The organism is Acidianus ambivalens, assembly GCF_009729015.1.
Classification (GTDB): domain Archaea; phylum Thermoproteota; class Thermoprotei_A; order Sulfolobales; family Sulfolobaceae; genus Acidianus; species Acidianus ambivalens.
This window is the reverse complement of sequence record NZ_CP045482.1, coordinates 1,965,483-1,980,156: the sequence shown is the minus strand read 5'-3', so window position 1 is coordinate 1,980,156 and position 14,674 is coordinate 1,965,483. Positions and strand designations below refer to the sequence as shown.

24 protein-coding genes are annotated in these 14,674 nt (G+C 32.7%); 9 read left to right on the top strand and 15 right to left on the bottom strand.

Translation table 11 applies throughout. From position 1 onward, the window contains the following. The first annotated feature begins 39 nt into the window (after positions 1-39). The 4 genes from D1866_RS11275 to D1866_RS11260 all read left to right on the top strand — a co-directional run bounded on the left by D1866_RS11275 (position 40) and on the right by D1866_RS11260 (position 2,417). Positions 40-186, top strand: a complete 147-nt coding sequence (locus tag D1866_RS11275) for a ribbon-helix-helix domain-containing protein (protein ID WP_013775506.1) — start codon at positions 40-42, stop codon at positions 184-186. A gap of 134 nt (positions 187-320) precedes the next feature. After that, on the top strand, positions 321-1,112 hold the full coding sequence (locus D1866_RS11270) for a tRNA (adenine-N1)-methyltransferase (RefSeq protein ID WP_152939946.1): 792 nt from the start codon (positions 321-323) through the stop codon (positions 1,110-1,112). 10 nt (positions 1,113-1,122) lie between these two features. Beyond that, positions 1,123-1,455, top strand: a complete 333-nt coding sequence (locus tag D1866_RS11265) for a hypothetical protein (protein WP_013775504.1) — start codon at positions 1,123-1,125, stop codon at positions 1,453-1,455. After that, the gene (locus D1866_RS11260; protein ID WP_155861171.1) at positions 1,452-2,417 is read left to right on the top strand and encodes a V0D/AC39 family V-type ATPase subunit; all 966 of its coding nucleotides are present in this window, start codon (positions 1,452-1,454) and stop codon (positions 2,415-2,417) included. Before D1866_RS11265 ends, D1866_RS11260 begins: the two co-directional genes overlap by 4 nt. Here D1866_RS11260 and ubp read toward each other — a convergent pair. Further along, positions 2,403-2,726, bottom strand: coding sequence for a UBP family nucleoid-associated protein (ubp, locus tag D1866_RS11255; RefSeq protein ID WP_152939944.1), 324 nt, complete (start codon positions 2,724-2,726; stop codon positions 2,403-2,405). The two genes, D1866_RS11260 and ubp, sit on opposite strands and share 15 nt — an antisense overlap. A 57-nt stretch (positions 2,727-2,783) precedes the next feature. Here ubp and D1866_RS11250 point away from each other — a divergent pair, with 57 nt between their 5' ends. Beyond that, positions 2,784-3,758: an aldo/keto reductase gene (locus D1866_RS11250; RefSeq protein WP_155861170.1), complete on the top strand. Its 975-nt coding sequence runs from the start codon at positions 2,784-2,786 to the stop codon at positions 3,756-3,758. On the opposite strand, the gene D1866_RS11245 is transcribed toward D1866_RS11250, so the two are convergent. The 6 genes from D1866_RS11245 to D1866_RS11220 are packed head-to-tail and all read right to left on the bottom strand — an operon-like array spanning position 3,749 to position 7,257. Beyond that, a complete protein-coding gene (locus tag D1866_RS11245) occupies positions 3,749-4,255 on the bottom strand; it encodes an XTP/dITP diphosphatase (RefSeq protein WP_231136460.1) in 507 nt (168 codons plus the stop codon). The two genes, D1866_RS11250 and D1866_RS11245, sit on opposite strands and share 10 nt — an antisense overlap. 16 nt (positions 4,256-4,271) lie before the next feature. Beyond that, on the bottom strand, positions 4,272-4,952 hold the full coding sequence (locus D1866_RS11240; protein ID WP_155861169.1) for a Kae1-associated kinase Bud32: 681 nt from the start codon (positions 4,950-4,952) through the stop codon (positions 4,272-4,274). Next, positions 4,913-5,908 carry a KEOPS complex N(6)-L-threonylcarbamoyladenine synthase Kae1 gene (kae1, locus tag D1866_RS11235; RefSeq protein ID WP_152939940.1) on the bottom strand — a complete coding sequence of 332 codons (996 nt, stop codon included), beginning with the start codon at positions 5,906-5,908 and terminating at the stop codon, positions 4,913-4,915. The genes D1866_RS11240 and kae1 overlap by 40 nt, the downstream gene beginning before the upstream one ends. Before the next feature lie 3 nt (positions 5,909-5,911). Further along, positions 5,912-6,103: a 30S ribosomal protein S27ae gene (locus D1866_RS11230; protein WP_013775497.1), complete on the bottom strand. Its 192-nt coding sequence runs from the start codon at positions 6,101-6,103 to the stop codon at positions 5,912-5,914. Beyond that, complete coding sequence (locus tag D1866_RS11225) at positions 6,081-6,437, bottom strand: 30S ribosomal protein S24e (RefSeq protein ID WP_152939938.1); 357 nt, start codon at positions 6,435-6,437, stop codon at positions 6,081-6,083. Before D1866_RS11225 ends, D1866_RS11230 begins: the two co-directional genes overlap by 23 nt. A 25-nt stretch (positions 6,438-6,462) precedes the next feature. Beyond that, positions 6,463-7,257, bottom strand: a complete 795-nt coding sequence (locus tag D1866_RS11220; protein ID WP_152939936.1) for a sulfide-dependent adenosine diphosphate thiazole synthase — start codon at positions 7,255-7,257, stop codon at positions 6,463-6,465. A 90-nt stretch (positions 7,258-7,347) separates the two neighbouring features. Here D1866_RS11220 and D1866_RS13150 point away from each other — a divergent pair, with 90 nt between their 5' ends. Both D1866_RS13150 and D1866_RS11215 read left to right on the top strand, forming a co-directional pair. After that, entirely contained in the window at positions 7,348-7,533 is a 186-nt protein-coding gene (locus tag D1866_RS13150; protein WP_152939934.1) for a TRASH domain-containing protein, read from the top strand. Continuing rightward, positions 7,488-8,117, top strand: a complete 630-nt coding sequence (locus D1866_RS11215) for a UbiX family flavin prenyltransferase (RefSeq protein ID WP_152939932.1) — start codon at positions 7,488-7,490, stop codon at positions 8,115-8,117. Before D1866_RS13150 ends, D1866_RS11215 begins: the two co-directional genes overlap by 46 nt. On the opposite strand, the gene D1866_RS11210 is transcribed toward D1866_RS11215, so the two are convergent. The 6 genes from D1866_RS11210 to glyS are packed head-to-tail and all read right to left on the bottom strand — an operon-like array spanning position 8,080 to position 12,165. Further along, entirely contained in the window at positions 8,080-8,478 is a 399-nt protein-coding gene (locus D1866_RS11210) for a hypothetical protein (protein WP_152939930.1), read from the bottom strand. The genes D1866_RS11215 and D1866_RS11210 overlap by 38 nt on opposite strands. Positions 8,479-8,514: 36 nt before the next feature. Next, positions 8,515-9,066 carry a tRNA-intron lyase gene (gene endA / locus D1866_RS11205; protein WP_152941360.1) on the bottom strand — a complete coding sequence of 184 codons (552 nt, stop codon included), beginning with the start codon at positions 9,064-9,066 and terminating at the stop codon, positions 8,515-8,517. Next, on the bottom strand, positions 9,066-9,704 hold the full coding sequence (locus tag D1866_RS11200; RefSeq protein WP_152939928.1) for a DUF47 family protein: 639 nt from the start codon (positions 9,702-9,704) through the stop codon (positions 9,066-9,068). The genes endA and D1866_RS11200 overlap by 1 nt, the downstream gene beginning before the upstream one ends. Positions 9,705-9,711: 7 nt before the next feature. Next, positions 9,712-10,116 (bottom strand): hypothetical protein, encoded by a 405-nt coding sequence (locus tag D1866_RS11195; protein ID WP_152939926.1) that lies wholly within the window; start codon positions 10,114-10,116, stop codon positions 9,712-9,714. Beyond that, positions 10,116-10,466, bottom strand: coding sequence for a hypothetical protein (locus tag D1866_RS11190; RefSeq protein WP_152939923.1), 351 nt, complete (start codon positions 10,464-10,466; stop codon positions 10,116-10,118). Before D1866_RS11190 ends, D1866_RS11195 begins: the two co-directional genes overlap by 1 nt. Beyond that, positions 10,453-12,165 carry a glycine--tRNA ligase gene (gene glyS, locus D1866_RS11185; RefSeq protein ID WP_155861168.1) on the bottom strand — a complete coding sequence of 571 codons (1,713 nt, stop codon included), beginning with the start codon at positions 12,163-12,165 and terminating at the stop codon, positions 10,453-10,455. Before glyS ends, D1866_RS11190 begins: the two co-directional genes overlap by 14 nt. Positions 12,166-12,217: 52 nt before the next feature. Here glyS and speB point away from each other — a divergent pair, with 52 nt between their 5' ends. Next, the gene (gene speB, locus D1866_RS11180; protein WP_152939919.1) at positions 12,218-13,102 is read left to right on the top strand and encodes an agmatinase; all 885 of its coding nucleotides are present in this window, start codon (positions 12,218-12,220) and stop codon (positions 13,100-13,102) included. Here speB and D1866_RS11175 read toward each other — a convergent pair. Further along, positions 13,089-13,235: a DNA-directed RNA polymerase subunit P gene (locus D1866_RS11175; protein ID WP_013775486.1), complete on the bottom strand. Its 147-nt coding sequence runs from the start codon at positions 13,233-13,235 to the stop codon at positions 13,089-13,091. The genes speB and D1866_RS11175 overlap by 14 nt on opposite strands. An 85-nt stretch (positions 13,236-13,320) precedes the next feature. Here D1866_RS11175 and yciH point away from each other — a divergent pair, with 85 nt between their 5' ends. Then, the gene (gene yciH / locus D1866_RS11170; RefSeq protein ID WP_152939917.1) at positions 13,321-13,623 is read left to right on the top strand and encodes a stress response translation initiation inhibitor YciH; all 303 of its coding nucleotides are present in this window, start codon (positions 13,321-13,323) and stop codon (positions 13,621-13,623) included. A gap of 27 nt (positions 13,624-13,650) precedes the next feature. On the opposite strand, the gene D1866_RS11165 is transcribed toward yciH, so the two are convergent. Then, entirely contained in the window at positions 13,651-14,565 is a 915-nt protein-coding gene (locus D1866_RS11165) for a transcription initiation factor IIB (protein ID WP_152939915.1), read from the bottom strand. Positions 14,566-14,674 lie beyond the last annotated feature (109 nt).

Below are 14,674 nucleotides of genomic sequence, written 5' to 3'. Positions count from 1 at the left end.
CTTAAAAGCAGTTTCAACTTAGGTGAATAATCGATCTTTATGAAAATAATAACCGTTAAACTACCGGAACAATTCTTAGAAGCTATAGATGAATTAGTAAACACAGGTAGATACGAATCAAGAAGCGAAGTAATTAGAGCAGCCATAGGTGATTTTATTAGAAAGGAATTATGGATAAAAGAGTGAATGATGAAGGCTGGTATTAACGACATAATGAGTTAAGACACCAATGCTGAAAGTTAAAATTTTAATGGCTTTTTGAATTTTGTTCATTTATATTTAGTGTAACTACTCTTTAGAAGATAAACATTTTTAATATAATGAGATTTATACATGTGCCAATTCAAGAAGGCGATCCAGTTACAATTTGGATTGATAATAAGAGAGCATTCCTGATTAAGGTAAAAAAAGGCAAAAGACTTGATACTGACAAAGGTTACATAATTCATGATCAGCTAATAGGAAAAGAATATGGCGAAATAATAAAAATATCAAAAGGTGAGGCATATTTACTAAAGCCTACACCTATGGATATTTATACTACTTTACCTAGACCATCACAAGTTGTTTATCCTAAGGACGCTTCGTATATAATTTATGCCTCTGGAATACAGCCTGGAGATACTGTAGTAGAAGCAGGTACTGGATCTGGATTTTTAACAATAACTTTAGCTTACTTTTTAGGCCCTAACGGCAAAGTCATAAGCTATGATGTAAGAGAAGATATGCAGAATAAAGCTAAGCAAAATGCGTTAATGCTAAATCTTTTAGATCGTATAGAATTCAAAATTAAGGATATAAGACAAGGAATAGACGAAAAAGAAGTTTCTGCTGTAATTTTAGATATGCCCGATCCTTGGAACGCTGTATCAAAGGCTTATGAGGCATTAAAACCTTCCGGTTCGCTTATAGTATTCGTTCCTACAGTAAATCAAATAGAGAAAACTGTATTACAAATGAGAAATGAGGGATTTATAGACATTCATGCTGAAGAACTAATACTCAGGGAATACCAAGTAAAGGAAAACGCTGTTAGACCAAAGAACATTGGAGTAATGCATACTGGATACCTAATTAGAGGCAGGAAATATATAAAAGGAACTTCTCTATAATTATAATCAAATGAGCGATTCTAACTTTTCAATTTATCCAAAGATTATAGTCGAATTTGAAAATGATTTAGATAAAATTAGAGCTACTACCTCTGATGATGCGAAAAAACTAATAGATTTAGCTTATAGCCTAAGCCTAGAAATGGATAAGGAAGTAAAGAAAATCTTTGATGAGATTTCTTCAAATATTTCTAAAGAAACTCAAGAAGAAATAGATAGGTTAAGAAAGAATTATGCTGATGAGAGGGAAAAGAAAATAAGTGAAATAAAAGAAAAGGCTAATAAAAACTTGGAAAAAGCTGTGTCAGAAGTTTTAAATGCAATTAAAGGTGCATATAAGTGAGTTCTCCTTCTTTAGCATATATTTCCTCGATTTCTAGATTATTTAAATCAACAACATTAACTAAAGGGCTTGTAACAGAGCTATTAGCTGAGAATGATTGGAAAAATGTATTAAGTATATTAAAAGAACGAAACTTTATAGAAGATATTCCTGCAACATTTGATGACGCTGAGATAGAAATAAAAAGAAGAGCAATTGATCAAATTTATAAAATATTAAATTTTTCATCTTCAGTTAAGTCTGCTCACGACATTGTAGATTTATATTATTATTATTTAACTTTAGATGAATTTAAGTCAATAATTGCTGGAATATATAATAAATCAAGACCATCAAAAATTGTATTTCTTTCAAAAATATCTGAGTCCAATCCAACAACTATAGAAGAACTAAGGAGTATTATAAGAGGAACAATATATTCTAATGCATTAGAATACGCATTATCAAAAAATCCAAGGAATTTATCCCAGTTAGAGTCTCTTCTTGACTTTTACTTTATCGATAAACTATCGTCAATAATTGATACCTTTAAAGGTGACTGGAAAGCTGCTGCAGAAGCAATAATATGTGGATACAAAGATTATTACTCAGCTAGCTTAGCGATAAGGCAGAAGATAGTAATACCATTAACATGTAAGATATTGCCTGATACTATAAGAGATTTGCAATCTTCAAAAATGGAAGAAGTAGCCAATATATTAAGAAGGACACAATACTCTAGGAATATCGAATTAGGCGATGCGTATTCAGCGTTATATTCATTGTATAGATTAGCTAGAATAGAAGCTAGAAAAGCTTCAATATATGCATTTATGGGTTCTCCATTTACTCCTGTTACCGCTTTGGCTATAAGCGAACTAATAAAATTGGACATGGAAGACCTAATAATGATAATAAATGGGTTAAAAATAAAAATGAATAAAGAAGCTATAAAATCAAGACTTTCATTAGAAATTATTTAAAAATTTCTCGTCAACAATGTAACTTTTTTCATCCTTTATTATAGTAAATTCTGGAAACTTGGGGGGATCTGGTAAATTTGCAAGTGGTTTCTCTTTTCCAAGATATATCCATTTTATCTTTCCATTATATTTTTCCAGTTTATACCAGTATTTTCCTATATAAATATATTTCTTACCATTTTTATATACTACATGATAAGGTTTCAAATATACTTCACTGCCACTAATTTTAGAGTTATACTCATATACTTGCTCTTTTAATTTGCTAAATATTTTATCGAACTCTTTTTCTTCTAGTCTAACAAGCATGTATTGATGTTTACCTTTATTTTTAAGAATGTTTAAAATTATTAGTAGTGGTATAACGTGAGAGAAAGAGACTTTGGTCATACTGGAATAAGGGTCTCAGAAATTGGAGTAGGATTATGGAGTCTTGCTACTGACTGGTGGGCCCCAAATGTAAATGCTGAAGAAATTTTGAAAAAAGCTTATGAATTAGGTATAACTTTTTACGATACTGGAGATATTTACGGCGAAGGAAAAGCTGAAGAATTACTTGCTAAAGCGCTAGGAAATAAAAGAGACAATATAGTTATATTAACTAAGATAGGTTACGATTTTTATAATAAAAAGGGGAGGAAGATAGAACAGAATTTTAATATAGATTATTTAGAGTTTGCAATAAAAGAATCATTAAAGAGATTAAATACAGATTATGTTGACATTCTTATGTTGCATAATCCAAAAATGAACGTAATTAGGAATAAGGAAATCTTTGATTTTATGCAAGGGCTTAAAAAAGACGGTATAGTTAGAGCAATAGGAGTCGCATTAGGACCTACACTCGGTTGGGGAGAAGAAGGCTTAGAGGCAATAAAAATTGGGTATGAAGGTTTAGAGCATATTTATAATATGATTGAACAATATCCGGGCAAGGAGTTTCTTAAATATAGGATAGGTAACGTAGTAAGAGTTCCTCACGCATCTGATGCCTTAATTGAAGATAAATGGCCAATAGGCGAGAATAAAAATCTTCATAGAAGTTTAAAGAACATTAAATGGATTGAAGAAGCAGTAAATAACAGCAAAGGAATGTTAGAATTTGCGAAATCAAAAGGTATGAAGTTATCTCAATTAGCTATAAAATTCGTATTAGCTAATCCTAATGTTTCTACTGTAGTTCCTAATATTACTACAATTAAAGAGTTGGAGGAATTTGTAAAGACAGAAGAATTAGAAGATCTAACAGAAGAGGATATGTCGTTTATCTCATCTTATTATGAGAAATATTATAAGAAACTTAATGATGAAAGCATTGAAGAGACTAAAATCTATAAATGAATGTAATAATCAAGGAATTTTTTAAAAGCCTTACTTCTGTGCGAGTATTTATTTTTCTCTTCTATCTCCATCTCTGCAAAAGTTTTCTCGGAACCTTCTGGTATAAAAATAGGGTCAAATCCAAAACCTTTATTTCCTCTAGCCTCTTCTGCTATTTTACCGTAAACTTCTCCAGTGAATATTCTAATTTCATTCTCATTCACGTAGGCTAATGCAGTTTTAAAATACGCATTCCTGTTTTTCTCACCTTTCATAAGTTTTAGAATGCCATTAATATCTAACGTTTTCTTCACAAATTTAGTATAAGGTCCTGGAAACCCGTTTAATGCCTCTATAAAGAGGCCGCTATCTTCTAAGATTATAGGCTCGTTTAATATTGAATAAAAAACTGAAGCAGCATGCCTAACCACGTCTTCTAACCTATCTGCTTGGATTTCAAATTTAGGCAAATTTATCATTGATAGTTTAATACCGTATTGTAATGCTATTTGATTCATCTCTTCAAATTTTCTCTTATTCCCTGTTACTACTTTTACTTCTTCTTTCTTCAACGTATCTACCCCTCATTCTAATATCTTTCAAAGTTTCCATAACTTTTTCATATAATTTAAATTTTGAATAAGTTAATTTAAATCCGTCAAATACTTCATCCTTTTTATCAGGATGGACGCTTTCTAATGATCTTAAAAATACATGGACATCTGTAGCGAAATCTTCTACGTCATTAGTTCTTTTTGATAACCCAAAGTCAATTAAGAATAGCTTATTCTCTTTCAAAATAAGATTGTTAGTTGTTAAGTCTCCATGAGCTATCTGTGAGCTGTGTAATCTTAATGCTATTTCTCCTATCATTTCGCCTATTTTCTTTGGGTCGTAAAGGTTTTTCCATAATACTTCCTTTACTGTTATTCCTTCTATAAATTCCATTATTATTGAGAAATTATCCTTATCTATGTAAAGTATAGCAGGGACATTTATACCTGATTTTAACGCATTATACATGAGCTTTGCTTCCATAATAGTTCTTTCTAAATTTATTTTCCTGTCCAGTTTAGGATCTCTGTATGCTTTAGATATTCGTTTCTTAACTATTGCATGGATTCCTAAGAAATACGTTTCGTAAATTTGCGATTCTGCACCTCTTTTAAGTAGTTTTAATTCCTCCAAGGAATATCTACCTCGTCTATTCTCCACCTAGGCTTTACAACTGACTCTTCTATAGGTATAGTGACTCCACTCTTTAAGGCTAAAAGCCCAGCATAGGCTATCATTGCACCGTTATCACCAGAAAACTGTGGAGGAACAATTTTAATTTCAACACTCCAATCTTTAGCTAGTAAATCTAGTTTGCTACGTAAACTAACGCTAGCCGCAACTCCACCTACTACCATAATTTCCTTTTTTTCTGTTAATGCCAATGCCCTTTCAGTAGCTTCTAAAAGCATATCGAATGCGTTTTCTCTTATACTATAGCAAATATCTGGAATTGGATATTTTTTTGTAGCTCTCAGTGCAGCAGTCAGTAGTCCAGAGAACGACATATCTTGTCCTTTAACAACATATGGCAAATCTATTAAATCCTTAGCATTTTCAGCGCAAATATCTATAACGTGCTTCCCATTAACAACATATGGCGGTGCTAGATTTACTTCTCTGACAAAAACATCCATCATATTTCCTAAAGCTATATCTAAAGTCTCACCAAAAATTCTAAACTTTCCTTCATAAAAAGTTGTTATTATTGTATTTCCTCCAGATAAGTATAAAATGAGCGGATCCTTGGCATTTGTGGTTAAATATCCTATTTCTATATGTCCAATTCCGTGATTAACTGGTATCAGCTTCTTGTTATATTTTAATGCTAATGCTCTAGCTACTACTGCACCGATTCTAAGAGCAGGACCCATTCCTGGCCCCAATGCTACTGCTATTCCGTCAATATCTTCTATACTAGTTTTTGCTTCTTCAAGTGCCTTTGCTAGTATATCTGGAGCAACTGTTGCATGATGCCTTGCTAGATCTCCAGGTTTCATTCCACCAGATTTAGGTACATAAGTATCTCTAACATTGGCTAAAATAAAAGGAGGTTTATCTTCCGCTATTCCGACTCCAAAAGTGTGTGCAGTAGATTCAATACCAAGAACTTTCATTTCTTATTTTTTCCCCGAGACAAATTCTGTATATCCGCATTTACCGCAAGCCCATCTCTCAACTGGCTTTAAATGGTGGGCCATTACACTACCGCATCTAGGGCACTTTTTATTCTTTAATTTTACTTTTCCATCAGATATTTCATAATAAAGTCTTACTGAAGCCTTGGCTTCACTTGCTTCCTTTTTCGCCACCTTGTTCACCTTCTTTCTTTGTGCTTGTACCTCTTGTTAATAAATGTTTAGGCTCGTATTTTTCTAAAGTTTCTTTATTAGTATAAACATGAACTCTTGCAGTACTTATTCCAGCACCATAACTAGTGAATACTTTTCTGACTACAATAAGATCTTCTTTAGTGTTAAGCAATTCACTTATGGCCTTTTTAATTTCGTTTCTTGACGGTGTTCCAGTGCCTATATGATATAATTTTAGCGTTAATTCCCTTCTTCCTATTACCTTGTTATCAAAATCTTTTTCTATTACACCTTGAATCTTATCCGAGATTTTAATTTGCTGAGCTTGACTCATCGAGTTACAATATAAAAAATAAGATTTAAGAGTTACGCAAGTCTTTAATTATTTCCTCAGCAACTTTCTTGCCTGAAAGAATCATCGCTCCAAATATAGGTCCCATTCTAGGCAATGATTTTACTTCACAAACTGCCATACCAGTTGCGTATAAGCCTGGAGCAACTTTTCCTGTATTTTCTACAACTAGCTCTTCGGCTATTTCACTATATGCTGATTTCTCTCCAGGAACAGCTATACCTAGCTCTGGAACTTTTCTAGACGCAACAGAAATTATCTCTGCATCGTGACCAGTAGCATCTACCACAGCTTTTGCCGAGATAAATAATGGATCTACGTGTAAGCCAGACATTTGGGTTGAAGTCCATTCTACTGCTACTCCAGCTACTCTAAGTGGATTTTCTCTGAATATTACATCGTCTACAGTAACTCCATGAATAATCTTTGCACCTGCATCTATTGCTGCAGTAGCTAATTTAGCCATGAACTCTGAACTATCTATTACAAAAATTCCTTCTTCTGGTTCTATGTATCTTATCTTTAATTCCTTTATTATTTCATCTGCTGGAGTTTCTATGACGATTTTATGAAAATTCATTGCACCACCTCCTATACCGCCTCCGAAGCTTAGTCTTCTTTCGAAGATCACAGTTTTTAGGCCAGCCTTTGCCAAATAATAAGCCGCAGTCATACCAGACGGCCCTGCTCCAACAATTACTACGTCACTTTCTACTAAATTATTCCAATCTTCAAAAGTATATTTTAGAATATATTTACTTATTTTCACTTCATTTACTTGCTTAATTCTTATGCTTTGCATGTGTTTACTTCATAATAACTTACTTATAAACCAAGTTATATAGAGTTCATTTAAGAAATATATTTAAATTCTTCATAAAGTTAATGAAATATGCCATTAAAATTAGATACTAAAATTAACGAAATAAGATGTAGCTGGTGTAAGAAGATAATAAGAGGAAATCCAATAGTTGTTAAAACTTGCTGTAACAATAAACCTTTAGTATTTTGTAGTAACTCTTGTTACACGGCATGGATGAGACAGTGGTTAAGAAAACAAGAGCAAATAAGAAGGTAGTAATAGGAATAAGCGGCGCAAGTGGAATAATTTATGGCTTAAGGGCAGTAGAAGTACTAAAGGAATATGGATATGATCAGCATGTAATAATAACTAATGCAGCAATAAAAGTTGCTGAAAAAGAAAATGGCATAGACTTAGTTCATGAAGTAAGAAAATTCACTTCTAATATATTTATGGAGAATGAAATAGATGCTCCAACTTCTAGTTCAAGTTTTACTGTAACTACAAAAGGGATGATTATAATTCCTTGTAGTATAAATACATTAGCTTACATAGCTCATGGTTTTGCCTCAAATTTACTTACTAGATCTGCAATAAATTTCTTAAGGAATAGACAAAAGCTAGTCCTAGTAATTAGAGAAACTCCTTTGGGTCAAATAGAGCTATATAATGCATTAAAAATAGCTAAAGCAGGAGGGATTATAATGCCTGCTTCCCCAGGCTTTTATATTAAGCCGACAAAAATTCAAGATTTAATAGATTTTATTGTAGGAAAAGCTCTTGACTTGTTAGGAATAAGGAATGAATTATATAAAAGGTGGTCTAAATCAGATCAAGATCCTTCTTACCAAGTTTCTTAGATATAATATCTTTAACCTTATCTTCATACTCATCAGATTCTTTTAATTCTTTCTCCATATCATCTCCATCAGTTCTTTTATTTACAGCAAAAGCACACCTATTACCTGGGAGTAGTGCTCTTTTTTCGCAATATGCGTATTGACATTCGCCTGCGATACAAGTATCTCCAACCCATCTGCAGAAGCCTACTTTATATGGACTACCTTTTACATATTTTGTCTGTATCATTAATGCTCTCTTATTACACCTAAAATAAGGGCATAGATAATTGCATTTTTCTCCCAAAGGTAGAGGTTTTGGCTCGTTTTGGGATATCTGTCCTCTTTCTTTATTAAAGCTCCTTCCAGAATAGTTTCTCAATCAAAACCCCCATTTTTCATGTTATGCAATATTATTCTATAATTTCACCCATTTAAACATTACGTATCTTATATTTTTCGGCGAAAGCACATTAACTATTGCTAAGATGAGTTTCTTTCTAGTACTATGAGATACTCTTCCGAAACTCATCAACTCGTTTGCAAGAAGAGTTGAGTTTGCGTCTAAAACTATTACTACGTAAGGGGCATGTTCTATTCCAGGACCTAATGTATATATTGCAAAATCTGCACCAAACTTTATTCCAGATCTAACTACAAATCCCTTATTTCTTAAATCTGAATATACGGTGAATAGGCTGTCAAATCTTGCTATGTTTTTTCTACCAATTTCATACAGATCATTCTCATTCAGCTTGTTTCCATTATATATAACTTCTATTTCGCCTTTTTTTAGCAAATATAATCCTTCTATTAAAGAAAGTTCCAATGGATATTTTATATCTTCTGCTTTCTTTGGTTTATTTATTCCAAGAGGCTTTCCATAAAAACCAGTAGAATATAATTTTTTGCTATCATTTATATCAAAGATTACTATTTTATCGCCAAATAAATATCCTTTTATACTCATCATGTTCTACTAAAGGCTATGTATGTTATAGAGTTAGCTGAATCTCTAATTAGGTCTTCGCTATCTTCTAATCTATCAGCAATATCTTTCATTAACATTACATAGACAAGGTCGTCGTGAGGTTTTTCGAACAATTTTAGTTCAATATTTCTATATAAATCATCAACGTCTTCCTCCAACTTCAGGATGTTTCTAGCAGATTCTATAGATTTCTTAGCATTAGAAGATAGCGTTTTAATTGACTCAATTAAATGAGTAAGAGAAGCAAGTATTTTCTCGCACATTACTACAATTAAACCGTGCATTATATTATCAATTTTGCTACTTCTTGTTAGAAGTACGCTTAATCTATATGTTGCAGCATCTATATTTTGCGCTATTTTTTCTAGATTATTCAAGATATCTATATAAAGGTCTACATAGTCTAGTCCTTCTCTTACCTTTATTATATATTCTCCAGTGAGGTACTTCTCATTTTCAACGCTGTCCTTTATTCCATTTATTTTCGCATAAATTTGCATGGGATTAATACTATTATCATCTACAGTAAGGAATTCGTAAAGTGCTCTAGTTTCGTCAATAAGTTTAACTGTTATTTGTTGTAATTTTTCTTCCAATGTTATGTTAGCTATGCTCATGATTTCACTATAGACTTATTTTAGAAATTTTAGAGAGTATATTATCAATTTGCTTTATATCGTCATCTATATTTATATCATATCCTATTTCCTTTGCTTGTGTAGAAAGTTTTTGTAGGATCTCCTTTTCATCCTTAAATCCAACTATATTTAAATAACTTATTATTCCTATAGCCTCTTCTTTTATTCTTGAGTTTCCAACACTATCAATGTGAGTAAGGATAGTATTAATTCCAAGTTCAAGATCCTTCCTTATCTTTCTCATTCTTTTTATGATTCTCATAACTCTATCCATGTCCATCTGCGGAATTACACTTAGATTTTCTAGTTCGTTTAAGTATGTGGAGTGGTCTTCTATCAACGTCTCGAAATGAGTTAATGCTATATTAACTTGAGTGTCACTATCGTTCATTATACTACCCTCAGTGTAACAGTACTATTATCTTCTAAACCAAGTTTGAGCATATCTGAAGGATTTGCCCATACTTCTATATCTTGTAGCCCATCTTGAGAAATTACCTTTAATCTTAGTCTTTTTCCTTTCACTGAAATTTCTACTTCATTTTTAACATTCATTTGTGAAACTAGTTTATTTGAAATTATTATAGTTCCTTCATCAACTTCTGGCTTCTTTCTAACTTTAACTCTCTTTTCTTTTGGAGGTTCTCTTTCTCTACTTTTAAGTGCAGAAGCAGGCGGAATAACACTAACTAATGATTTTATATCTACTTTTTTCTCATTTTGAGAATTATCCTGGCTCATTGCTTGATCCCTTTGGTATTATTTCTTCACCACTAAATAACTTCTCCAAAGTATTAATTAATTCCTCTTCTTTTACTCTAATTTGATTCCAAGTATCTCTATCTCTTATAGTCACTGTATTATCTTGTAACGTTTGCGGGTCTACAGTTATAGCATAAGGAATGCCTATCTCATCCGCTCTGGCATACCTTTTACCTATACTGCCACTATCATCAAATATTGCATCGAATTTTTCTTTAACTTTACTATAAATTTCTCTTGCTCTACTAATTAATTCGTCTCTTTCAAGTAGCGGAAATACAGCTACTTCATAAGGAGCTATTTCTCTCGGTAATGATAATACTATTCTATCCTTCTTTTCTCTGTAAGCGTTCAATACTGAGATGTATAAGCACCTCTCTACTCCAAAAGATGGTTCTACCACGTGTGGAATGAATCTCTTACCAGATTCCTTTTCTTCTCTTTCTGTTACAGTTACATATTCTTTAATTTCTTTTCCATCAATTTTTTCATTAAGAATTTTTTCGACTTCTTCAGGTTTTAATGATGATACCCTTTTCATGAATTCTTTAACGAAATCCTTGCTCTCTTTATTTAATTTATCCTTATTTATAATTACTATTTTCTTTTTAATAATCTTAGGTTGATCATATTTTTTAAATACTGATAAATCTTGTCCACTAGACTTGGAATGCCTTGAAAGATCGTAATCTCCTCTATAGGCGTGGCCGGAAATTTCGACTTTATCTTCTCCTACTATAACCATTTGATCGAAAGTTTGGCTAGAGTAATGAGCTCTCTCTGAAGGAAGTTTTTCTTCAAAGTAAACCCTTTCAAGTGGTACACCTAGCTTCCTTACAAATTTATTAGCAGTAGCCATCCAATAAGCCATCCAAGGATTTATAACGATCTTCTCGTCTACGAGCTCCTTTACCTTAAAAGTTGACGGTTTCTCTCCTTTTATTTTAGCTTCAGCAGGTAATACGTTGATTTTATCCTCAGAAAATTTATCTAAAGGAACGTTTTCTGTATCTTCAGGATCCATGAAAAATTCTATTTCCATTATCGTGAACTCTCTCATTCTTATTAAGCCTTGTCTCGGCGAGATTTCATTTCTTGCTACTCTACCTACTTGTGCTATTCCTAAAGGCAATTTTTCTCTTGTAGATTCGTAAACTCTCTTGAATGAAGTAAACATTCCTTGTGCAGTTTCTGGTCTTAAAAATCCAGTACTTCCAGTGTATGGGCCAATATTGGTTGAGAATAGTAAATTAAAATATCTAACATCTCCTAAATCTCCACCACAAACAGGACATTTTATATTCTTTTCTCTTATTAAATTTGTAAGTTCCTCAGCTTTTAATCCTTCAGCATTAATTTTTAAAACTTCTTCCACTAAGTGGTCGGCCCTAAATACTCTATGACACTTGTTACACTCGACTATAGGATCAGTGAAATTTTCAAGATGACCACTTGCCTCAAAAACTTTCTTTGGTGTTATCATTGGTGTCTCTATTTCTACTACAAAATCACTATTCTCTTCAACGAAGATCTTTCTCCATAACTGTACTATTTTATTCTTTATCCTAGTTCCTATAGGTCCTATGTCGTATAATCCTCCTACTCCTCCGTAGATTTCATATGATGGCCAAAAAATTCCTCTCCTTTTTGCAAGTTCTATAACTTTTTCCTCGCTCACATAACCCAATTATTGTATTAAGCTTATAAACCTCATTACAACCGTTATATGCATGAGCGATGTAAGACTACTTTACTTGAACGATGTAAGTAGGAAATTTGCAGGTTTTAATAAAGAAAATTCTCCTTTTGTAATACTAGGAATTCCAATGGACATAACAAGTAGTTATAGACCCGGTAGTCGTTTTGCACCATCCGCTATAAGAGATGCTGCGCAATACATCGAATTTTACTCCTTAAGGACAGGAGTTGACATGGGAGAAGTAGGATTTAACGATGTAGGTGATGTAGCTTTACACCCTTCAAATGTTGAGGAGAATGTAAAAAGAATATCTGATGTAGTAAGCTATTTTTCAGAAAAAGGTAAAATAGTAGTATCGATTGGAGGAGAGCATACTATAACAGTTGGCACGGCCAGTGGTACAAGCGCTGATTGTATAATAAGTTTTGACGCACATTTAGATCTAAGAGACGATTATTTAGGATATAAATACGACCATGCATGCGTAATGAGAAGATTAAGTGAAAAAGGAATAAAAATTATGGAAATAGGCAATAGAGCTGTTAGTAAAGAAGAATTAGAATATGCAAGAAAAGCAGGAGTTCCGTTTATAACATCTTGGGATGTAGAACTATTAGGCTATAAGGAGGTGGCTAGAAAGATTATTAATTTCACTGAAGAATGTAAAAGAATATACATAACATACGATATGGATTCTATAGATCCGTCTTATGCGCCCGGTGTAGCTACTCCTGAGCCTGAAGGATTAAAACCCACTACAATTCTAGATATAGTAAAATTAATTGCGGATAAAAGAATAGTTGGTTTCGATATAGTAGAAGTATCTCCTCCCTTCGATCCTTCTGGAATCACATCAGTATTAGCTGCAAAAATTATAATGGAGACGGCTGCAATAATAAAATCTAAATTGCCTTAATTACCTTGATAGTTGGTTTTCTTATCATGTATATTATGTTATATCCACAGTATGGGCATCTAACTCCAGGTAAAACTTTTAATTTATCATCATCAAAAGTTTTCCAACACCTACCACACCTATATTTGTCCATAACAAAAGCTTATCTTTAAGAAGTTTTAAATTTAATGTGGATAGAAAAGCTCAAAAAGGAGTTTTTATAATTCTTAATTAGAAACATGGCAGACAATTTGTGTGGAGGACTTCCACCAGATATATGTGAACAATTAAATAAAGAAGAACAATTTATAAAAATAAAGTTAGAGAAAAGACGTTATGGTAAAGAAGTTACTGTAATAGAAGGGATAAGTAGTAATGACGCAGATCTGAAAAAGATAGCTTCAGAACTTAAGTCAAAATTAGCTGCAGGAGGCACAGTGAAAAATGGGAGAATTGAAATACAAGGAGATCATAGAGAAAAAGTTAAGGACATTCTAGTAAAATTGGGATTTCCAGCAGAAAATATAATGGTAATAGAATAAATAAAAATAAATTTTAAGATTATAAAGTTATTGATTTTGTATTTCTATTTTTAATTCTTGGATGAGTTCCTTATATCTATTTCTTACAGTTACTTCTGTAACCCCAGCTACTTGAGCTATTTCTTTTTGTGTCCTTCTCTCATCATTCATTAGTGCTGCGATGTAGATTGCTGCCGCAGCTAAACCTGCAGGATCTTTCCCTGCAGTTAAACCGGCATTCTTAGCTTTTTCTAAGATCTCCGCAGCTAATTTCATTGTAGCGCCGCTAAGTCCTAATAAAGATCCTATTCTAGTTACATAATCCTTAGGATCCGATACTGGTACTTCTACATTTAGCTCTCTTAGCAATAACCTATAACATCTAGCCACTTCTTTTCTATTTGCCTTGGTATATTGGGCAATCTCATCTAAAGTCCTTGCAATTTTAATTCTTCTGCATGAGGCATAAATAGATGCAGCAACAACGCTTTCTATTGATCTTCCTCTCACTAAGCCTTTTTCTACTGCTTTCCTATATATTAATGCAGCTTCATCTTTAACAGATTTAGGTAAACCTAATAAATTACCAATTCTTTCCAATTCATTCATTGCTTGAGCAAGATTTCTGTCAATAGATGATTGAATTCTAGCTCTTATTTGCCACTTTCTCCACCTTAATACTTCAAGTCTCCTTTTTGGATCTAAATTCCTTCCTATTGCATCCTTATCTTTCCAGTCTATAAGTGTAGATAACCCTCTATCGTGAATAGTCTGGTTCAGAGGCCCACCAACTCTGCTTCTTTTCTCTTTTTCTTCCGGAGTAAAAGCCCTCCATTCTGGGCCTTGGTCAATAATTCTTTCTTCAATAACTTCTCCCGTTTCAGTACAGATGTATTCACCTCTATCAGCATCAAAAACTATTTTATCTGGAGGACAAATGTTATCTTGAGTCTTATCACTCATAAGTAGGTCACCTTAAGCCCGAACATTCTCCGAAACCCTTTTAAATCTTTCGATCATATAATTTATAAGTTTTTCCGTCATGTTTTTAATCTATGAATTTCAGATCTAG